The 19,831-nt window shown below is 58.5% G+C and carries 18 protein-coding genes; all 18 read right to left on the reverse strand.

Annotation, left to right across the window (positions count from 1 at the left end):
• Positions 1 to 47: 47 nt before the first annotated feature.
• The 18 genes from cfaB to mnmG all read right to left on the reverse strand — a co-directional run bounded on the left by cfaB (position 48) and on the right by mnmG (position 19,525).
• Entirely contained in the window at positions 48 to 1,232 is a 1,185-nt protein-coding gene (gene cfaB / locus ACF8GB_RS09800) for a C17 cyclopropane fatty acid synthase CfaB (protein ID WP_145254126.1), read from the reverse strand.
• 111 nt (positions 1,233 to 1,343) lie between these two features.
• The gene (locus ACF8GB_RS09805) at positions 1,344 to 3,395 is read right to left on the reverse strand and encodes a TonB-dependent receptor (protein WP_326383949.1); all 2,052 of its coding nucleotides are present in this window, start codon (positions 3,393 to 3,395) and stop codon (positions 1,344 to 1,346) included.
• A 339-nt stretch (positions 3,396 to 3,734) separates the two neighbouring features.
• Positions 3,735 to 5,570, reverse strand: a complete 1,836-nt coding sequence (glmS, locus tag ACF8GB_RS09810; protein ID WP_197843927.1) for a glutamine--fructose-6-phosphate transaminase (isomerizing) — start codon at positions 5,568 to 5,570, stop codon at positions 3,735 to 3,737.
• 6 nt (positions 5,571 to 5,576) lie between these two features.
• Positions 5,577 to 6,350, reverse strand: coding sequence for a DeoR/GlpR family DNA-binding transcription regulator (locus ACF8GB_RS09815; RefSeq protein WP_058602719.1), 774 nt, complete (start codon positions 6,348 to 6,350; stop codon positions 5,577 to 5,579).
• 190 nt (positions 6,351 to 6,540) lie between these two features.
• Positions 6,541 to 7,908 (reverse strand): bifunctional UDP-N-acetylglucosamine diphosphorylase/glucosamine-1-phosphate N-acetyltransferase GlmU, encoded by a 1,368-nt coding sequence (glmU, locus tag ACF8GB_RS09820; protein ID WP_392526937.1) that lies wholly within the window; start codon positions 7,906 to 7,908, stop codon positions 6,541 to 6,543.
• A gap of 120 nt (positions 7,909 to 8,028) precedes the next feature.
• Positions 8,029 to 8,448: a F0F1 ATP synthase subunit epsilon gene (locus ACF8GB_RS09825; protein ID WP_023532701.1), complete on the reverse strand. Its 420-nt coding sequence runs from the start codon at positions 8,446 to 8,448 to the stop codon at positions 8,029 to 8,031.
• Between the two features lie 44 nt (positions 8,449 to 8,492).
• The gene (gene atpD / locus ACF8GB_RS09830) at positions 8,493 to 9,869 is read right to left on the reverse strand and encodes a F0F1 ATP synthase subunit beta (protein WP_023532615.1); all 1,377 of its coding nucleotides are present in this window, start codon (positions 9,867 to 9,869) and stop codon (positions 8,493 to 8,495) included.
• Positions 9,870 to 9,896: 27 nt separating this feature from the next.
• Positions 9,897 to 10,757, reverse strand: coding sequence for a F0F1 ATP synthase subunit gamma (gene atpG, locus ACF8GB_RS09835; RefSeq protein ID WP_058602716.1), 861 nt, complete (start codon positions 10,755 to 10,757; stop codon positions 9,897 to 9,899).
• A 48-nt stretch (positions 10,758 to 10,805) separates the two neighbouring features.
• The gene (gene atpA, locus ACF8GB_RS09840) at positions 10,806 to 12,350 is read right to left on the reverse strand and encodes a F0F1 ATP synthase subunit alpha (RefSeq protein WP_023532736.1); all 1,545 of its coding nucleotides are present in this window, start codon (positions 12,348 to 12,350) and stop codon (positions 10,806 to 10,808) included.
• Between the two features lie 21 nt (positions 12,351 to 12,371).
• Positions 12,372 to 12,908: a F0F1 ATP synthase subunit delta gene (locus tag ACF8GB_RS09845; protein ID WP_023532623.1), complete on the reverse strand. Its 537-nt coding sequence runs from the start codon at positions 12,906 to 12,908 to the stop codon at positions 12,372 to 12,374.
• 12 nt (positions 12,909 to 12,920) lie between these two features.
• Positions 12,921 to 13,391: a F0F1 ATP synthase subunit B gene (locus ACF8GB_RS09850; protein ID WP_011536505.1), complete on the reverse strand. Its 471-nt coding sequence runs from the start codon at positions 13,389 to 13,391 to the stop codon at positions 12,921 to 12,923.
• Positions 13,392 to 13,448: 57 nt separating this feature from the next.
• The gene (gene atpE, locus ACF8GB_RS09855; protein ID WP_003097235.1) at positions 13,449 to 13,706 is read right to left on the reverse strand and encodes a F0F1 ATP synthase subunit C; all 258 of its coding nucleotides are present in this window, start codon (positions 13,704 to 13,706) and stop codon (positions 13,449 to 13,451) included.
• 145 nt (positions 13,707 to 13,851) lie between these two features.
• On the reverse strand, positions 13,852 to 14,721 hold the full coding sequence (atpB, locus tag ACF8GB_RS09860) for a F0F1 ATP synthase subunit A (RefSeq protein WP_023532311.1): 870 nt from the start codon (positions 14,719 to 14,721) through the stop codon (positions 13,852 to 13,854).
• 16 nt (positions 14,722 to 14,737) lie between these two features.
• A complete protein-coding gene (locus ACF8GB_RS09865; RefSeq protein WP_023532288.1) occupies positions 14,738 to 15,145 on the reverse strand; it encodes a F0F1 ATP synthase subunit I in 408 nt (135 codons plus the stop codon).
• Between the two features lie 148 nt (positions 15,146 to 15,293).
• Positions 15,294 to 16,166 (reverse strand): ParB/RepB/Spo0J family partition protein, encoded by an 873-nt coding sequence (locus ACF8GB_RS09870; RefSeq protein ID WP_058602715.1) that lies wholly within the window; start codon positions 16,164 to 16,166, stop codon positions 15,294 to 15,296.
• Positions 16,167 to 16,175: 9 nt separating this feature from the next.
• Positions 16,176 to 16,967, reverse strand: a complete 792-nt coding sequence (locus tag ACF8GB_RS09875) for a ParA family protein (RefSeq protein WP_023532809.1) — start codon at positions 16,965 to 16,967, stop codon at positions 16,176 to 16,178.
• Between the two features lie 18 nt (positions 16,968 to 16,985).
• A complete protein-coding gene (gene rsmG / locus ACF8GB_RS09880; RefSeq protein ID WP_058602714.1) occupies positions 16,986 to 17,636 on the reverse strand; it encodes a 16S rRNA (guanine(527)-N(7))-methyltransferase RsmG in 651 nt (216 codons plus the stop codon).
• Positions 17,633 to 19,525 (reverse strand): tRNA uridine-5-carboxymethylaminomethyl(34) synthesis enzyme MnmG, encoded by a 1,893-nt coding sequence (gene mnmG, locus ACF8GB_RS09885; protein WP_058603070.1) that lies wholly within the window; start codon positions 19,523 to 19,525, stop codon positions 17,633 to 17,635. The genes rsmG and mnmG overlap by 4 nt, the downstream gene beginning before the upstream one ends.
• Positions 19,526 to 19,831 lie beyond the last annotated feature (306 nt).

Consider the following 19,831-nt stretch of genomic DNA (forward strand, 5'->3'; position numbering starts at 1 on the left):
CACTCCTGGAGCGAGTTCGGTGAAGCTTGGCACACAGGAGGTGAGCGCTAACGGTAGAGATGCTCACGCGTCCAAGGTAGATCATGATGGCCATCCGCGTAGGGCTTGACCGCCAGTATTTGATGCAGATTGATCCAGCCTTTCTCGAACGCATAGGCGCAACCTGCCAAATAAAGACGCCAGATACGCAGTGTCTTTTCCGGCACTAAAGCAGCCGCATTGTGCAGCTGGTTTTCCAGGTTCTCGCTCCAGTGGTGCAGAGTCTTGGCGTAGTGCATGCGCAGGCTTTCCACGTCGACCACTTCCAATCCAGCCTCACAGACAGCGGCGCTGATCATCGACAAGTGGGGCAACTCACCGTGCGGGAATACGTAGCGGTCGATGAATTCTCCAGCGCCTCGACCCACCGGGCGGCCATCCACATGCTTGGCCGTGATGCCATGGTTCATGACGAGGCCGCCTTCGCGCACTGCGCCGAATAGCGTCTTGCAATACAGCGGTAGATTGGCATGACCGACATGCTCGAACATGCCCACGCTGACGACCTTATCGAAGCGCCCGTCTTGTGGCAGGTCGCGGTAATCAAGAATCTGCAGGTCTACACTGTCGCCCAGGCCTTCGGCCTCCACACGTTCCCGTCCGAGCTTGAGCTGTTCTTTGCTCAACGTGATGCCAAAGACTTTCGCCCCATATTCACGTGCAGCGAAGCGCGCCAGACCTCCCCATCCACATCCCACATCCAGCAAATAGTCACCGGTCGCCAGGCGCAGCTTGCGGCACAGGTGATCGAACTTGTCTTGCTGGGCCTGTTGCAGTGTGTTGTCCGGCTCACGGAAATAGGCGCAGGAATAAACCATGTCCTGGTCCAGCCATAACCGGTAAAAGTCGTTGGACACATCGTAGTGGTAGGAAATGGCTTCGGCGTCGGTTCGCTTGTCATGGGCCAGGCGCTGGGGAGCGTGATCGCGATCGTCGGGCAGCAGTGCTTCGCTGAGCTCGTCGCAAACACGGATAGCCTCGCCGATGTCGCCTTCGAGCTCGAGCTTGCCTTCCACGAAAGCGGTACCCAGCTCATCCATGCTTGGATGGGTGAGCTGGAAAATGAGTTGAGGCTCCTTGACCAGAATGGTCACTTGCGGGCTGGGGCCCAAGTCGAAATGGTTGCCGTCCCATAATTTCAAACGCAACGGCAAGTGTAGACTCTGCAAAGCCGGCGGAAGCTGAGCAAGCATGTAACCCTTCCTTCCCATGTACGGGGCAAGACCCAAGACATTTCGAAAGCCACCGGTTCAGCGTAGACCATCTGTAGGAACTGTCTGTAAAACGAACGTTGCAGGCGGGGGCTACAGTTTCAGATTCAGGGAAACGAATGCTGACCGGCCAGGTGCCGGCGAGAACATCGCCTGGTCGTCACCGCCCCAGAAGAAGTTGTCGTACCAGACGTATTCGTATTTGCGATCCAGCAGGTTCTTGACCTGCACATCGACGCTGGCAGCGGACGTGATGCGGTAGCTGACGCTGGCGTCCGCGACGACAAACCCACCGTATTTGCCTTGCTCGTTGAGCTCGTCTATGTAGTAGCTCCCCTGTGCCCTGCCCTGCAGACCGAACTTCCAGTCATCGTTATAACGATAATCGACACCCACGGTGCTCACGTACCGAGGCGTGGAGAACACCTCCTTACCCGAGAGTGATTGCCCGGCAGCAGAAAACGCCTTGATCACCTTGGCTTCCTGGATGGCGTGGGAGGCATAGACAGTCCACTGATCATCCAGCTGGGCATTGATCTGCAAATCCACACCGCGGCGGCGCGTTTCACCCAGCCCGACCGTGGTCCCGGTACTGGGCATGTTTGCTACTTCATCGGTAGCATCCTGCTGCCAGATCGCGACCCGCGCTTGGGCGCCCTCGAACGGTCTGAACTTGATACCGACTTCTTTGCCTGTGTTGATCGACGGATCGTATGAAGGCTGCCCTGGGGTCAGGTAGGCGGGCTCGGTAGAGCCGGTGAGTATCTGGAAGGTACGCCCCCAATTGGCGTAAACGTCGATATCGGGAGTAACGCTGTAAATGACGCTCAGCTTGGGCTGTCGGATCCAGCCGTAGTCTTGCAGCGAGCCTTTGACGCCACCCAAGAGCTGCGTATTGCCGGTGAACTTATCCACCCGCATGGCCGGTATGATCTTCAGTGACTCGATGGGCTGGATAACGGCCTGAACATAGGCACCGGTGTTGCGCAGGGTGTAGCGATCGTCATTCTGCACGCGCGCCGGTACGGTATCGAAGTTGGTCGGAAGGCTGAAGCTGTAGCGCTCGCGACCGTAGCGGTTGTCCTGTTCCTCGTAGTTGACACCGCCGTCGAGGGTAAGGTGCTCGTTCACGCGCCATGTCAGGTTATTGAGCATGCCCGTCTGCTGTTCGTCCCATTGCCGACGCTGACGGGGCGCGTTACCGGGGCGGTAGTCCGTGAAGGTGATGGTGCGGTCATCGTTGTAGTCGTTGTAATACAGCTTGCTGCTAAGGCTCAGGTCATCATTGAGCTGCCAATCCGCGTGCAGGCTGAGATGCTTCATGTCGCGGTCATCACCGTCATTGGCGTTCTTTGCCGGTGATTGCGTGCGGCTAACGTGCATCTGTTCACGGGTTAGAAACCCGGACTCCTGAGCCTGGTGATGGTACAGGCGCGCGATCAGCCCAATGCGGAAATTCTGCTCGTCGTTGCTAACGAACCACTTACCTCCCAGCGCATATTTGTTCGAGTTGCTGTGATCGCGGTAGCCATTGCTGTCCTGCTTGGCAAGGAAGTAGTTCTGGGCAAAATTCCCCTCCTCGCGCCCGACCGCCAACTGCACCTCACGCGTGTCGAAGCTGCCATAGGTCAGCCGGCTATCTATATAGTTGCCGCCTTGGCGCGTGGCGAAGTTGATGTTGCCCGCGATGTTGTGCAACCCGTAACGCGGGTCGTTCGTGCCCCGGACCACTTCGATGTAGTCGATATCCAGGGGAAAGATCATGTCGATGAAGCGCTGGTTGCCGCTGTTGACGTTGCTCGGGATCCCATCGATCAGCGTCTTGATACCGTTGATGTACCCTTCGCCGTTGAAAGCGCGGAACGTTACCTTGCCCGATTCGGCCCCCTGCCCTGTTTCGGTGAGCTGTATGCCCGGCATTTGGCCCAGCAGCTGCCAGCTGTTCATGACGTTCTTGTCCTCGACCTGATCACCGCCCAGCACATCGACCGAAGTGAGCACGTTCTCGGTGCTCAGCGCCACCTTGGCGTCTTGCGTGATGTTCACGGCGCCAAGGGTGATTATGGAACTGCCGGGTTGGTCGGCGAACAGTTCAGGGGTAACCATTACCGTGAACATGGCAAGGGAGGCCGGGGTGACTCGCATGGGTGCTCCTGGGTGAGTAGACAGGGAAGAGATCAGGTGCCGGTAAGCTCGCTAAAAAGTGCTGAGCCTTTAGACGTTATATCATAACCAATTAAACGTTATGATATATCAACTCAATTCCATCTATCTGATGTTAAAGCACCGAGATTCGAGACGGCCGCAGGAAGTATTGGGTATATGGTTTCGGCCCAACCAACTCTGAAGCGCAAGAGCATGAATAATCGCCAATAAAAAACCCCCGTGAAAACGGGGGTTTTGACTGCCGGTCGATCAGATGATCACCGACCGTATTTCACGGCTTTTGCTCGACGTTAAGCTGGCACTGTCGAAACGCTGCCCTCACTCCACCGTCACCGACTTCGCCAAATTCCGCGGCTGGTCAACATCAGTCCCCTTGAGCACGGCGACATAGTACGAGAGCAACTGCAAAGGAATGGTGTACAGAATCGGCGCCAGCGCATCCGCGATATGTGGGACCGGAATCACATGGGTCCCTTCGCCATTGCTCAACCCGGCTTGCTCGTCAGCGAAGACCACCAGCTCACCGCCGCGTGCACGCACCTCCTGCAGGTTGGACTTGAGCTTCTCCAGCAGTTCGTTGTTCGGCGCAACGGTCACCACCGGCATGTCGTTATCCACAAGCGCCAGCGGGCCATGTTTGAGCTCGCCCGCGGGGTAGGCTTCGGCGTGGATATAGGAGATTTCCTTAAGCTTGAGCGCACCTTCCATAGCCACCGGGTATTGAGCGCCGCGGCCCAGGAACAAGGTGTGATGCTTGTCAGCGAACAACTCGGCGACTTTCTCGACGGTTGCGTCCATGGCCAATGCTTCACCCAAACGTGTTGGCAGGCGGCGCAGTTCCTCGACCAGTTCAGCTTCGACGCCCTTGTCCAGGGTGCCGCGCACCTGGCCCAAGGCCAAGGTCAGAAGCATCAACGACACCAGCTGGGTGGTGAAGGCCTTGGTCGAAGCGACGCCGATTTCCGGGCCGGCCAGGGTCAGCAATGTCAGGTCGGATTCACGCACCAGCGAGCTGATGCCCACGTTGCAGATCGCCAGGCTGCCAAGGAAGCCCAGCTCCTTGGCGTTGCGCAGCGCTGCCAGGGTATCGGCGGTCTCGCCTGACTGGGAGATGGAAACGAACAGCGTATCGGGCTGCACGACCACCTTGCGGTAACGGAACTCGCTCGCTACTTCTACCTGGCAGGGTATCCCCGCCAGGCTTTCCAGCCAGTAACGTGCAACCATGCCGGCGTGATAGCTGGTACCACAGGCTACGATCTGCACATTGCGCACTTTGCCAAACAGCTCGGCTGCCTGCGGACCGAATGCCTGTACCAGGACATGGTCATGGCCCAAGCGACCTTCCAATGTGCGTTGCACCACCCGCGGCTGCTCGTGGATTTCCTTAAGCATGAAGTGACGGTACTGGCCCTTGTCAGCGGCCTCGGCGCCTTCGTGGTACTGCACGGTTTCACGCTGCACAGGATGGCCATCGTGGTCCCAGATGGCGACGTGGTCGCGACGGATCTCGGCGATATCGCCCTCTTCGAGATACATGAAGCGATCGGTGACCTGCCGCAGGGCCAGTTGGTCAGAGGCAAGGAAATTTTCACCGAGGCCCAGGCCAATCACCAACGGGCTGCCGCTACGCGCAGCGACCAGGCGGTCAGGCTGGCTTTTGCTGATCAATGCCAGGCCATAGGCACCGTGCAGGCGCTTGACCGCAGCCTTCAAGGCGTCTGCCAGGTCGGGAATGCCCTTGAGGAGATGGTCGATCAGGTGGACGATCACTTCGGTATCGGTCTGGGACACGAAGGCATAGCCCAATCCCTTCAGTTCCTCGCGCAGTTCCTCGTGGTTCTCGATGATGCCGTTGTGCACAACGGCCACGTCATGGCCTGAGAAATGCGGGTGGGCATTGGTTTCGGTAGGCGCGCCATGGGTTGCCCAGCGCGTATGCGCGATGCCGAGCCGTCCTGCGATTGGCTCGAGCGCGACGGCTGCTTCAAGCTCGCTGACCTTGCCGATGCGGCGACGGCGTTGCAATTCGCCCTCGGGCGTCAGCACCGCCAGGCCTGCGCTGTCATACCCACGGTATTCAAGACGCTTCAGGCCCTCGATAAGGATGGCGGTAATGTTGCGTTCGGCCACAGCACCTACAATTCCACACATGCTTGGTTACTCCTGACTGATAGCGGCGCAGATCAGATTGACGCCGCGTGCTTTAATTTGTGCGCGTGCCTGTTCGCACAGGCGTTCGTCCGAGATCAGGGTGTGCACCCTGCCCCACGGCAGTTCGAGGTTGGGAATCTTGCGGCCGACCTTGTCCGACTCAACCATCACGATCACCTCACGGGCGACCTCGGCCATGACGCGGCTCAGACCCAGCAATTCGTTGAATGTGGTGGTACCGCGTTCCAGGTCGATGCCATCGGCCCCGATGAACAACTGGTCGAAGTCATACGAGCGCAGAACCTGTTCGGCCACCTGGCCTTGAAAGGACTCGGAATGCGGGTCCCAGGTGCCACCTGTCATCAGCAGCACCGGCTCGTGCTCGAGTTCGCTGATGGCCCGGGCAACATTGAGCGAATTGGTCATGACCACCAGGCCCGGCTGGCGACCGAGTTCAGGGATCATGGCGGCGGTGGTACTGCCGCTGTCGATGATGATCCGAGCGTGTTCGCGGATGAGGTTCACAGCGGCACGTGCAATGGCACGCTTGTAGGCCGACACGGGTTGCGCCGGCTCCGCCAGCAACTCCTGCGGCATGGTTACAGCCCCGCCGTAGCGGCGCAGCAACAAACCATTGCTTTCCAGTGCCGCCAGGTCCTTGCGGATAGTGACCTCGGACGTGTCAAACCGTCTCGCCAGCGCATCCACGCTGACCTCGCCCTGCTCCGCGAGCAGGGCCAGTATGTTATGGCGGCGTTGTGGCGTGTTTCGTTTCGACATCGGCGCTTTAAGTTTCGTTTCGAAAGATAATGATCGCAATCAAAACCTAAATGCGCGGATCCGTCAACCCCGTCGTCTCGCTGTGGATAACCATACCCAGCCGTATGGCCAGCGTTAGCCAGCTAATGCCTGGGAAATAAAAAGGCCGGCTTGTTATGCACAAGGCCGGCCTCGAAAGAGCTGTGGATAATCAGGGCTTCTTGATCTTCTCTGGACGCTTCCACCCCGAAACGTTGCGCTGGCGAGAGCGTGCTACCGCCAATTCACCTGCTTCCACACACTGAGTAATCGTCGAGCCCGCAGCAGTCGTGGCCCCGGCCTTGATTTCCACAGGCGCGACGAGGGCGCTGTTGGAGCCGATGAAGACGTCTTCGCCCATGACCGTCTTGAACTTGTTGGCCCCATCGTAATTACAGGTGATGGTGCCCGCACCAATATTAGTGCGGGCGCCGATTTCGGCATCACCCAAATACGACAGATGCCCAGCTTTGGCGCCTTCACCAAGATGGGCATTCTTCAGCTCGACGAAGTTACCCACATGGGCCTTTGCATCGAGTACGGTCCCCGGACGCAAGCGTGCAAATGGACCTGCATCACTCCCCTCGCCCATGACGGCACCCTCTAGGTGACTGTTGGCCTTGATCACGGCACCTTTGCGCAGCGTGCAATCCTTGATCACACAGTTAGGGCCAATCTGCACGTCGTCTTCGATGACAACCTTGCCTTCCAAAATGACGTTGATGTCGATCAGCACATCCCGGCCGACCGTCACTTCGCCCCGGACATCGAAACGCGCAGGGTCACGCAAGGTCACACCCTGCGCCATCAGGCGGCGGGCCTCACGCAACTGGTAGTGACGCTCCAGTTCGGCAAGCTGACGGCGGTCATTGGCACCCTGCACTTCCATGGGATCGTCAGGTTGCTCGGTGGCGACCAACAGGCCATCAGCGACTGCCATGGCGATCACATCAGTCAGGTAGTACTCACCCTGGGCATTGTTGTTCGACAAGCGGCCCATCCAATCTGCCAGGCGAGCGCCAGGAAGCGCCAGGATGCCGGTGTTGCCTTCGCGAATGGACTTCTGTGCCTCGTTAGCGTCCTTGTGCTCGACGATTGCCGTTACCTGCCCATGCGCATCACGCACAATGCGGCCATAGCCCGTCGGATCCTCGAGCGTAACCGTGAGCAAACCCAGTTGCTGCTCGCTGGCTTTGGCCAACAAGCGCTGCAAGGTCGGCACTTCGATGAGCGGCACGTCGCCATACAGCACCAGCACGGTGTCCGCGGACAGTGTCGGCAAAGCTTGCGCCAAGGCATGCCCCGTACCCAGTTGCTTGTCCTGCATGACAAAGTTGAGGTCGTCACCTGCCAGTCTCGCTTGAACCAACTCTGCCCCATGGCCTATCACCACGTGGATGCCCTGCGGCTGAAGCTGGCGAGCGCTGTGGATAACATGACCGAGCATGGAGTTGCCCGCTACCGGGTGCAATACCTTGGGCAGCGACGAGCGCATGCGGGTGCCTTGGCCGGCGGCAAGAATAACGATATCGAGGGACATGACTGGCTACCAATCCTGGGCGGTCAGTTGCTTGACCGAAAGGGGAAAATCGAAAAAAGAAAAAGGGTAGCCGAGGCTACCCTTTTACTCAATCGCTACACAAATGATGGCCGCAGCCGATCACTTGCCTCTGCGCATTTGCTGGACAGTACGCAGCTGAGCCGCAGCCTCGGCCAGACGTGCGGCAGCAGCGCCGTAGTCGAAGTCCGAGCCTTTGGTGTTCAGCGCGTTCTCGGCAGCCTTGAGGGCTTCCTGAGCCTGAGCTTCGTCCAGGTCGGCAGCACGTTGCACGGTGTCGGCAAGAACCTTCACCATGTTCGGCTGCACTTCGAGGAAGCCACCGGAGATGTAGTACACCTCTTGAGTGCCACCCTGCTTGGTCAGCGTGATCGGACCCGGCTTGAGATTGGTGATCAGCGGGGCGTGGCCTGGTGCGATACCCAGATCGCCCAAGTTGCCGTGCGCTACTACCATCTCGACCAGACCGGAGAAGATTTCTCCTTCCGCGCTGACGATATCGCAATGGACTGTCATAGCCATCTGCTTGCCTCAACCTGATTAGCGCCCCTTGCGGGGCGCCGGGATTACAGTTTCTTGGCTTTCTCGATCGCTTCGTCGATGCTGCCGACCATGTAGAACGCTTGTTCTGGCAGGTGGTCGTAGTCACCTTTGAGGATGCCGCTGAAGCCAGCGATGGTGTCTTTCAGGGAAACGTACTTGCCTGGCGAACCGGTGAAGACCTCGGCCACGAAGAACGGCTGCGACAGGAAGCGCTGGATCTTACGAGCGCGCGCTACCAGTTGCTTGTCGGTCTCGGACAGCTCGTCCATACCCAGGATCGCGATGATGTCCTTCAGCTCTTTGTAGCGCTGCAGAACATACTGAACCTGACGGGCAGTTTCGTAGTGCTCGGTACCGATCACGTTCGGGTCCAGCTGGCGCGAAGTCGAGTCCAGTGGGTCAACCGCTGGGTAGATACCCAGGGAGGCGATGTCACGGGACAGAACGACGGTGGCGTCCAAGTGGGCGAAGGTGGTCGCTGGCGACGGGTCGGTCAAGTCATCCGCAGGCACGTAAACGGCCTGGATGGAGGTGATCGAACCTTCCTTGGTCGAAGTGATACGCTCTTGCAGAACGCCCATCTCTTCGGCCAGGGTCGGCTGGTAACCTACTGCCGAAGGCATACGGCCCAGCAGTGCGGATACTTCGGTACCGGCCAGGGTGTAACGATAGATGTTGTCGACGAACAGCAGAACGTCGTTACCTTCGTCACGGAATTTCTCAGCCATGGTCAGGCCAGTCAGCGCAACGCGCAGACGGTTTCCTGGTGGCTCGTTCATCTGACCGTAGACCAGCGCTACTTTGTCGAGAACGTTGGAGTCCTTCATCTCGTGGTAGAAGTCGTTACCCTCACGAGTACGCTCACCCACACCGGCGAACACGGAATAACCGCTGTGCTCGATGGCGATGTTACGGATCAGTTCCATCATGTTCACGGTCTTGCCGACACCGGCACCACCGAACAGACCAACTTTACCACCCTTGGCGAACGGGCAAACCAGGTCGATAACCTTGATCCCGGTTTCCAGCAGGTCGTTGCCGCCGGCCTGGTCAGCGAACGAAGGTGCCTTCTGGTGGATACCACGACGCTCTTCTTCACCGATCGGACCGGCTTCGTCGATTGGGTTACCCAGGACGTCCATGATGCGGCCCAGGGTAGCCTTACCGACAGGAACGGAGATGGCCGCGCCGGTATCGACGACGTCCAGACCGCGCTTCAGACCTTCGGTCGAGCCCATCGCAATGGTACGAACCACGCCGTCGCCCAGCTGCTGCTGAACTTCCAGGGTGGTTTCCGCGCCTTGTACTTTCAGCGCGTTGTAAACACTCGGCACGACGTCACGTGGGAATTCCACGTCGATGACGGCGCCGATGATTTGAACGATACGTCCGCTACTCATAGCTGGATCCTCTGAATTTTTGAACCGTTAAACCGCGGCAGCGCCGCCGACGATTTCCGAGATCTCCTGGGTGATCGCAGCCTGACGCGCCTTGTTGTAGATCAGCTGGAGTTCGCTGATCAGGTCACCGGCGTTGTCTGTGGCGTTCTTCATGGCGATCATCCGGGCTGCTTGTTCAGCAGCATTGTTCTCGACCACCGCCTGGTACACCTGCGACTCCACGTAACGCACCATCAAGCCGTCCAGCAGCTCTTTTGCGTCGGGTTCGTACAGGTAGTCCCAGTGATGCTTGAGATCCTGATCCGGGGTTGCCACCAACGGTACCAACTGCTCGACCGTCGGCTTTTGGGTCATGGTGTTGATGAACTTGTTCGAAACCACCGAGAGGCGATCGATACGGCCATCGAGGTAGGCGTCCAGCATGACCTTGACGGAGCCGATCAAGTCATTGATCGATGGCTCTTCGCCCAGGTGGCTGATCGCGGCTACTACGTTGCCGCCAAAGATACGGAAGAAAGTCGCACCCTTGCTGCCGATCACGCACAGGTCGATTTCCACGCCCTGTTCGCGGTTTTCGTTCATGTCCTTGACCAAGGCCTTGAACAGGTTGGTATTCAAGCCACCGCACAGACCACGGTCACTGCTCACCACGATGTAACCCGCGCGCTTTACAGGGCGCTCGATCATGAACGGGTGGCGGTATTCCGGGTTGGCGTTGGCCAGATGACCGATCACCTGGCGGATACGCTCCGCATAAGGACGGCTAGCAGCCATGCGCTGTTGTGCCTTGCGCATTTTGCTGACCGCCACTTTTTCCATGGCGCTGGTAATTTTTTGCGTGCTTTTGATGCTCGCAATCTTACTGCGAATCTCTTTTGCGCCTGCCATGTATCACCTATCAGGTTAGCAAGCGGGGGCCTGGGCCCCCGCTGCGGCTTACCAGGTCTGGGTGGCCTTGAACTTCTCGATACCGGCTTTCATGCCTGCATCGATTTCGTCGTTGAAGTCACCCTTCACGTTGATCTTCGCCATCAGTTCGGCGTGATCACGGTGGAAGAAGGCGATCAGTGCTTGCTCGAAGCTGCCGACCTTGGAGACTTCTACGTCGGTCAGGAAGCCACGCTCAGCGGCGTACAGCGACAGGGCCATGTCCGCGATGGACATCGGCGCGTACTGCTTCTGCTTCATCAGCTCGGTAACGCGCTGACCATGCTCCAGCTGCTTGCGGGTCGCTTCGTCCAGATCGGACGCGAACTGGGCGAATGCCGCCAGTTCACGGTACTGAGCCAGTGCGGTACGAATACCACCGGACAGCTTCTTGATGATCTTGGTCTGAGCGGCACCACCTACACGCGATACCGAAACACCGGCGTTCACTGCAGGGCGGATGCCCGAGTTGAACATGGCCGATTCCAGGAAGATCTGACCGTCGGTGATGGAAATCACGTTGGTCGGAACGAACGCCGAAACGTCGCCAGCCTGGGTTTCGATGATCGGCAGAGCGGTCAGGGAACCGGTCTTGCCAGTGACTGCGCCGTTGGTGAACTTCTCGACGTATTCTTCCGAAACGCGCGATGCACGCTCCAGCAGACGGGAGTGGAGATAGAACACGTCGCCTGGGTACGCTTCACGTCCTGGTGGACGACGCAGCAGCAGGGAGATCTGGCGGTAGGCAACAGCCTGCTTGGACAGGTCATCGTAGACGATCAGGGCATCTTCACCGCGGTCACGGAAGTACTCGCCCATGGTGCAACCGGAGTACGGCGCCAGGAACTGCAGTGCAGCCGATTCCGAGGCGCTGGCGGCAACAACGATGGTGTTGGCCAGGGCACCGGCTTCTTCGAGCTTGCGCACGACGTTGGCGATGGTCGACTGCTTCTGGCCGACGGCCACGTATACGCAGAAGATACCGCTGTTTTTCTGGTTGATGATCGCATCGACCGCCATGGCAGTCTTACCGATCTGACGGTCACCGATGATCAGCTCACGCTGGCCACGGCCAACCGGGATCATGGCGTCGACCGACTTGTAGCCAGTCTGTACAGGCTGGTCTACCGACTTACGCCAGATCACGCCTGGAGCAACTTTCTCGACCGCGTCGGTCTCGGTGTTGTTCAGCGGACCTTTGCCGTCGATCGGGTTACCCAGTGCGTCCACGACGCGACCCAGCAGTTCCTTACCAACCGGAACTTCCAGGATGCGACCGGTGCACTTGGCGCTCATGCCCTCGGCGAGGGAGGTGTACGCACCCAGTACCACTGCACCTACGGAGTCTTGCTCCAGGTTCAGTGCCATACCGTATACGCCGCCCGGGAACTCGATCATTTCGCCGTACATAGCGTCGGCCAGACCGTGGATCCGTACGATACCGTCGGAAACGCTTACGACGGTACCTTCGTTACGGGCTTGGGAGCCGACATCGAGCTTCTCGATGCGGCCCTTGATGATTTCACTAATTTCGGAAGGATTGAGTTGCTGCATTGCTCTGCTGCCCCTTCAAACTCAAGATTTCAATGCTTCGGCCAGTTTCGCGATCTTGCCGCGAACAGAGCCATCGATTACCAGGTCGCCGGCGCGGATGACGACGCCGCCGATCAGGCTGGCATCCTCCGACGCGTGCAGGCGCACTTCCCGGCTGAGCCGTGCACTGAGAACCTTGGCGAGTTTGTCTTGCTGTTCTTGGTTCAACGCAAAAGCACTGGTGACTTCCACGTCCACGGATTTCTCTTGTTCTGCCTTGTACAGGTCGAACAGAGCGGCAATCTCCGGCAGAAGCAGGAGACGGTCGTTTTCCGCGGCAACATGAATGAAATTCTGTGCCGATGCATCGAACTTGTCACCGCAAACGTCAATGAATGCGGCGGCCTTTTCTGCGCTTGTCAGTCGCGGGGCCTTGAGCAGGCGCTGCATGGTGTCGTCTTCGGACACTGCAGCAGCCAGGCCGAGCATGGCTGACCAATTGGCCAGTTGCTGATGGGCCTGGGCATGCTCAAAGGCAGCCTTAGCGTAAGGTCGGGCCAACGTGGTCAGTTCTGCCATGATCGCCCTCGCTTAAATTTCAGCGGCCAGTTTGTTAACCAGCTCTGCATGCGCGTTTTGATCGATTGTGGCGCCAAGGATCTTTTCAGCACCGCCAACAGCCAGGGCACCCACTTGGGCACGCAGGGCGTCTTTGACGCTGTTCAGTTCCTGTTCGATCTCGGCCTGAGCCTGAGCCTTCACACGGTCAGCTTCGACACGAGCCTGTTCACGGGCTTCGTCTACTAGCTGAGCAGCGCGTTTCTTGCTTTGCTCAATGATTTCAGCTGCCTGTGCCTTTGCTTCACGCAGTTGCTGACCCACTTTCTCTTGGGCCAGCTCCAGGTCGCGAGCTGCGCGGTTGGCAGCGTCCAAGCCGTCTGCAATCTTCTTTTGACGCTCTTGCAGAGCAGTGATGACCGGAGGCCATACGTACTTCATGCAGAAGAGTACAAAAATCAGAAAAGCAACGGATTGGCCAATCAGGGTTGCATTAATGTTCACGCCAACACCTCGCTCGGTCTTTGTCCATCACACCCATCAACTCGTCGAAACGAGTGATTAGCCGGCGATTTGACCAACGAAGGGATTCGCGAAGGTGAAGAACAGAGCGATACCAACACCGATCATGGTGACGGCGTCGAGCAGACCGGCAACGATGAACATTTTGACCTGCAGCATCGGAACCATCTCAGGCTGACGAGCAGCGCCTTCCAGGAATTTGCCGCCCAGCAGGCCGAAACCAATGGCGGTACCCAGAGCACCCAGGCCGATCAGCAGAGCAACAGCGATAGCGGTCAGACCAACTACAGTTTCCATCTTTCCTCCCGACTTTTACGTCGTATTGGTTAGGTTTTTTAGTTTGAAGCGGTAAAACGAATCGTTTGGTACAGCATGCCCTTGCGGACTTTTTAAGCCCTCCCCCCAAACGAGCGGGGAAGGCTATCAGACACGCCAGGCGGTCTTAATGGTTATCTTCGTGAGCCATCGACAAGTAGACGATGGTAAGCATCATGAAGATGAAGGCTTGCAGGGTGATGATCAGGATGTGGAACACAGCCCACGCCCATTGCAGCACGATACCCAGGCCGCTGAGCCACAGGATGCCGGCGCCGAACATCACGGCAATCAGGATGAACACCAGCTCGCCGGCGTACATGTTGCCGAACAGACGCAGTGCCAGCGAGATCGGCTTGGCGATCAGGGTCACGAATTCCAGCAGGAAGTTGACCGGGATCAGCAGGATCTGCAGGAAGATATTCTTGCTGCCGAACGGGTGCAGGGTCAGCTCACCGATGAAGCCACCCAGGCCCTTGACCTTGATGCTGTAGAAGATGATCAGCGCAAACACGCAGAAGGCCATGGCCAGGGTCGCGTTCGGGTCGGTGGTCGACACGGCGCGGAACGGAATGTGCGGATCACCCGAGATCAGGATGGCCAGCTGAGGAATCCAGTCGACCGGTACCAGGTCGATGGCGTTCATCAGGAATACCCAGACGAAGATGGTCAGCGCCAGCGGCGCGATCACCGGGCTACGGCCGTGGAAGGAGTCCTTCACGCTGCCGTTGACGAAGTCCACCAGCACTTCGACGAAGTTCTGCAGGCCGCTCGGTTGGCCAGAAGTCGCCTTCTTGGCCGCCATGCGGAAGATGAACAGGAAGATCAGACCCAGTGCGACGGACCAACCCAGGGTATCCACGTGGAATGCCCAGAAGCCCATAGCCTTGGCTTCTGCAGCCGAATGGGCGAAGCCCCAGCTGCCGTCTGGTAGTTGACCGTAAGTCAGGTTCTGCAAGTGGTGCTGGATATAGCCCGAAGCGGTTTCTGCTGCCATGGTTGCCTCAAACGCCCTAAGGTCTCGAAAGTCTTTTATTCATCAGCAGGGGCGCGAACCAGCTGACCAAAAGGGTCAACACGAAGACGCCGAATACTGCCAGCGGCGCCAGTGGCTTCACTCCTGCGAAGGTCAGTGCGAAGAGCACTGCCGTCAAAATCATCTTGCCTGCCTCGCCAGCGTAGAACGACTTGACGATGGCCTGCGCCGCCCGAGCTCCGCTAAAGCGAAAAGCCTTCCAGGCGAAATAAACATTGGGCAGCCAGGCAATCAGGCCTCCGCAGAGCCCTGAATATCCGCTGACCGTCCCAGCCAACTGCCACAACACCAAGGTTGCCAGCAGCAGCACGACGAATTGCGTCAGCAATACCGGAAAAACCGCCCAGCGATGGAAAGGCAACCGGTTTGGCGTGCGGATTTCCATCACAACTGCTCCCCGTGAATCGGCCTGCCAGTCAGCGATGACTTGGCATAATTTGTGCCGACAAAATGCGCGCAGAGTATAGGGGTGGATTAACCCCTATTCAACTATTCGTAGTGATTTCCGATTGCGCGCTACAACAGGAATTGTTTCAGCGAATGTGTGCGAGTACGCCCTGCAACTCATCGAGCGAGTTATAGCGAATCACCAGTTGGCCCTTGCCTTTAGCGCCGTGGCGAATCTGTACAGCCGAGCCCAAACGCTCTGCAAGCCGCTGTTCCAGGCGTGCAATGTCCGGATCAGGTTTGCCGGGTTCTACCGGATCAGGCTTGTCGCTCAGCCATTGGCGCACCAGCGCCTCGGTCTGACGTACGGTCAGCCCACGTGCGACAACATGACGCGCCCCTTCCTCCTGGCGATTCTCTTCCAGGCCTAGCAAAGCCCGTGCGTGACCCATCTCCAGGTCACCATGGGCGAGCATCGTTTTGATCGCTTCAGGCAACGTGATCAACCGCAGCAGGTTGGCCACGGTCACCCGCGACTTGCCCACGGCATCGGCCACTTGCTGCTGGGTCAGCTCGAACTCCTGCTGCAACCGCTGCAGGGCCAGCGCTTCTTCCAGAGGGTTCAAGTCCTCGCGCTGGATGTTTTCGATCAGGGCCATGGCAATGGCCGCTTCGTCAGGGACCTCGCGGACCATGGCCGGAATGGTGTCCAGACCGGCTTGTTGAGTCGCGCGCCAGCGCCGCTCACCGGCGATGATCTCATAGCGCTCATCGCCAACCGGGCGCACCACGATCGGTTGCATCACGCCGTGGCTGCGGATCGAGTGAGCCAGTTCTTCGAGCGCCTGCGGGTCCATGTCGCGACGTGGCTGGTACTTGCCCCGTTGAATCAACTCGACGGGCAGGTGCTGAAGCTCCTTGAGGTCGATCTTTACAGCCTGCTCTTCGAGCGCGCTCACGGATGGACCGCTGAGCAGCGCATCCAACCCACGTCCGAGACCCCGTTTCTTGACGGCCATGCGGATTCCTTAAGTTGCTTGTGCAGTGCGGGACTGGCGGCGTTGACGACGAACCAGTTCTCCGGCCAGGGCAAGGTAGGCCTGTGCGCCGCGCGATTGCTTGTCGTAGGCCAATGCCGGCATACCGAAGCTGGGTGCTTCGGCCAGGCGGATGTTTCGCGGAATGACGGTATCGTACAACTGCGAACCGAAATGCTCCTTGAGCTGCGCCGATACATCGTTGTTCAGGCTCAGCCGCGGATCATACATGGTTCGCAGCAACCCCTCGATCTTGAGCGCGGGGTTCAACTTGGCAGCGATCCGCTTGATGTTGTCCACAAGGTCGCTCAGCCCTTCCAGCGCGTAATACTCGCACTGCATGGGGATGATCACGCCATCGGAAGCCACCAAGGCATTGAGCGTCAGCATCGACAATGAAGGCGGGCAGTCGATGAGGATGAAATCGTAGTTATCACGAATGGGCGCCAGCGCATTACGCAGGCGGCTTTCCTTGACCTGCATCTCCAGCAGCACGACTTCGGCAGCGGTCAGGTCACGGTTGGCCGGCAACAGCTGGAACCCACCATGCTCGGAATAGTGCATGGCCTGGGCCAGGTCACACTCTCCGATCAGCAGGTCGTACACAGAGTGCTCGAGCTCGTGCTTGTCCACGCCGCTGCCCATGGTGGCATTGCCCTGCGGATCGAGGTCGATCAGCAGCACACGACGCTTGGTCGCCACCAGCGAGGCAGCGAGATTGATACAGGTGGTGGTCTTGCCCACACCACCTTTCTGGTTCGCGATTGCGAATACCTTAGCCATTGATGCGTCTGTTCCCAGTCAAGCCTTGCGGCGCAGTATCAGCAGATGACGTTGGCCCTGGCAACCCGGAACGGTCAGGGCCTGCTCGCTTTCCACTGTGAAGTCTGCGGGCAATGCTACCAGTTCATCGGCAGGATGCAGCCCCTTCATTGCAAGCCACTGCGTCCCGGTGTCGCCCAGGTGGCGGGTCCAGTTGGTGAAATTCTCCATGCTGCTGAAAGCGCGGGAGATGATGCCGTCGAACGGCTGGGCCGGCGTGTACCCCTCGACCCTGCTGTGGATAACCGTAAGGTTGTCCAGCTTGAGCTCCATTTTCACCTGGGTCAGAAAGCGCGTCTTCTTGCCATTGGCATCCAGTACGGTGATCCGCTTGTGGGGATGCAGGATAGCCATGGGCACACCTGGCATGCCTCCGCCGCTGCCGACATCCAGCCAGTTGCTGCGCTCGCTGTGGATAAACGGCATCACGCTGAGGCTGTCGAGCAGGTGACGCGAAACCATTTCGTCCGGATCCCGGACGGCGGTGAGGTTGTAGGCCTTGTTCCACTTGATCAACAGGGCCAGGTAGCCCAGCAGTTTTTCATGGTGTTCAGGGCTCAGGGGCACAGCCAACTGGCGGGCACCTGTGGACAACTCTTCGGCATGTTGGGAGGTAACCAGGGAACTCAAACGCTTTGCTCCAGCTCGCGGCCTGCACCGCGTTTTTTCAGGTGGATGAGCAACAGGGAAATGGCCGCCGGCGTCACGCCTGGAATGCGCGAGGCCTGCCCCAGGGTTTCGGGACGGGTCTGGCTGAGCTTGCCCTGAATCTCTTTGGACAGCCCCGAAATCGTGGCGTACTCGATATCCACAGGCAGGCGCGTGTCCTCACTGGCGCGCAGCCGCGCGATTTCGTCCTGCTGACGGTCGATGTAACCCGCGTATTTGGTGCGAATCTCGACCTGCTCGGCGACCTGTGGATCGATCGACTCACCGCCGGTAGCCGCCATTAACCCTGCATAGTCGATTTCGGGTCGTGCCAGCAGGTTCAGCAGGCTGTACTCGTGGCTCAATGGCGTACCAAACTTGTCCACAACGGCTTGGCCTTGCTCGGTGTTGGGCCTTATCCAGGTCGATTTCAGCCGCTGCTCTTCTTTTTCGATACCGTCGCGCTTGGTGCAGAAGGCGGCCCAGCGCTCGTCGTCGATCAACCCCAGCGCTCGCCCTTTTTCTGTGAGACGCAGGTCGGCGTTGTCCTCCCGCAGGATCAACCGGTATTCGGCCCGGGATGTGAACATGCGATACGGTTCTTGAGTGCCCAAGGTGATCAAGTCGTCGACCAGCACGCCGATGTAGGCTTCATCGCGCCGCGGACACCAGGCCTCGCGGCCCTGAGCGCGCAGTGCGGCGTTGGTCCCGGCCAACAGGCCTTGCGCACCGGCTTCTTCGTAACCGGTGGTGCCGTTGATCTGGCCAGCGAAGAAAAGACCACCAATGACTTTGGTTTCCAGGCTGTACTTCAAGTCGCGCGGATCGAAGTAGTCATATTCGATGGCGTAGCCTGGGCGGACGATATGCGCGTTTTCCATGCCCCGGATCGAGCGCACCAACTCCAGCTGCACATCGAAGGGCAGCGAAGTGGAAATACCGTTGGGGTAGAGCTCGTGAGTGGTCAGGCCTTCAGGCTCGATGAATACCTGGTGGCTTTCCTTGTCCGCAAAGCGGTGGATCTTGTCTTCGATCGACGGGCAGTAACGTGGCCCTACCCCTTCGATGACCCCCGAGTACATGGGCGAACGGTCAAGGTTCGAAGCGATGATGTCATGTGTCCGGGCGTTGGTGTGAGTGATATAGCAGCTCACCTGGCGCGGATGCATGCCCGCATTGCCCATGAACGACATCACCGGGATAGGCGTATCGCCGGGCTGCTCGGTCATGACCGAGAAATCCACGGAGCGACCGTCGATACGAGGCGGCGTACCTGTCTTCAGGCGGCCGACGCGTAGCGGCAATTCACGCATGCGATGCGCCAACGCGATGGAGGGCGGATCCCCTGCGCGTCCTCCCGAGTGGTTCTGCATACCAATATGGATCAGGCCGCCCAGGAAGGTGCCGGTGGTGAGCACGACCGAGTTTGCAAAGAACCGCAGCCCCATCTGGGTGACCACGCCTTTGACTTCATCCTGTTCAACGATCAGGTCGTCACAGGACTGCTGAAATATCCACAGGTTGGGCTGGTTTTCCAAAATCTCACGCACAACCGCCTTGTAGATGGCGCGGTCAGCCTGTGCACGCGTGGCGCGAACGGCTGGGCCCTTGCGGTTATTCAACACGCGAAACTGAATGCCACTCTTGTCGGTGGCCAGCGCCATGGCGCCGCCCAGGGCATCGATTTCCTTGACCAGATGGCTTTTGCCGATGCCACCAATGGCAGGGTTGCAACTCATGTGCCCGAGGGTTTCCACGTTGTGGGTCAGCAGCAGGGTTTTGACACCCATGCGTGCAGACGCAAGCGCAGCCTCGGTACCGGCATGGCCGCCGCCGATGACGATCACTTCAAAACGGGAAGGGAAATCCACCACGCACCTCGTGCCTGTTGTGCAAATAGAAAAGGTAAGCCGACAAGTATAGGGACATCACCCCCCTCATTGAAACCGTCTGAGCAAATTTTGATCAGGCTGTGGATGAATGGCACACAACAGAAATCAACGAAGATAGATTTATAAAAGCTTTGTTTTTATGTTTATTCTTATGCACAGCGATATCTGTGGATAAGGTCTTCAAGACCAGGAAACGCGTGTTGTACAGAGATCCTGAACCCTGTGCTTTAACCCCGCTGAGCCTTTTGGATAACAGGGAATAGCCTGTGGATGAAATGCAGGGTT

The sequence above is a fragment of the Pseudomonas sp. xss_4 genome (genome assembly GCF_043104125.1).
Taxonomy (GTDB): Bacteria; Pseudomonadota; Gammaproteobacteria; order Pseudomonadales; family Pseudomonadaceae; genus Aquipseudomonas; species Aquipseudomonas parafulva_B.

Excerpts from the sequence above, each read along its gene's own strand:
- cfaB (WP_145254126.1), bottom strand. The coding sequence starts at position 1,232 with ATGCTTGCTCAGCTTCCGCCGGCTTTGCAGAGTCTACACTTGCCGTTG.
- ACF8GB_RS09805 (WP_326383949.1), bottom strand. The coding sequence starts at position 3,395 with ATGCGAGTCACCCCGGCCTCCCTTGCCATGTTCACGGTAATGGTTACC.
- glmS (WP_197843927.1), bottom strand. The coding sequence starts at position 5,570 with ATGTGTGGAATTGTAGGTGCTGTGGCCGAACGCAACATTACCGCCATC.
- ACF8GB_RS09815 (WP_058602719.1), bottom strand. The coding sequence starts at position 6,350 with ATGTCGAAACGAAACACGCCACAACGCCGCCATAACATACTGGCCCTG.
- glmU (WP_392526937.1), bottom strand. The coding sequence starts at position 7,908 with ATGTCCCTCGATATCGTTATTCTTGCCGCCGGCCAAGGCACCCGCATG.
- ACF8GB_RS09825 (WP_023532701.1), bottom strand. The coding sequence starts at position 8,448 with ATGGCTATGACAGTCCATTGCGATATCGTCAGCGCGGAAGGAGAAATC.
- atpD (WP_023532615.1), bottom strand. The coding sequence starts at position 9,869 with ATGAGTAGCGGACGTATCGTTCAAATCATCGGCGCCGTCATCGACGTG.
- atpG (WP_058602716.1), bottom strand. The coding sequence starts at position 10,757 with ATGGCAGGCGCAAAAGAGATTCGCAGTAAGATTGCGAGCATCAAAAGC.
- atpA (WP_023532736.1), bottom strand. The coding sequence starts at position 12,350 with ATGCAGCAACTCAATCCTTCCGAAATTAGTGAAATCATCAAGGGCCGC.
- ACF8GB_RS09845 (WP_023532623.1), bottom strand. The coding sequence starts at position 12,908 with ATGGCAGAACTGACCACGTTGGCCCGACCTTACGCTAAGGCTGCCTTT.
- atpE (WP_003097235.1), bottom strand. The coding sequence starts at position 13,706 with ATGGAAACTGTAGTTGGTCTGACCGCTATCGCTGTTGCTCTGCTGATC.
- atpB (WP_023532311.1), bottom strand. The coding sequence starts at position 14,721 with ATGGCAGCAGAAACCGCTTCGGGCTATATCCAGCACCACTTGCAGAAC.
- ACF8GB_RS09865 (WP_023532288.1), bottom strand. The coding sequence starts at position 15,145 with ATGGAAATCCGCACGCCAAACCGGTTGCCTTTCCATCGCTGGGCGGTT.
- ACF8GB_RS09870 (WP_058602715.1), bottom strand. The coding sequence starts at position 16,166 with ATGGCCGTCAAGAAACGGGGTCTCGGACGTGGGTTGGATGCGCTGCTC.
- ACF8GB_RS09875 (WP_023532809.1), bottom strand. The coding sequence starts at position 16,967 with ATGGCTAAGGTATTCGCAATCGCGAACCAGAAAGGTGGTGTGGGCAAG.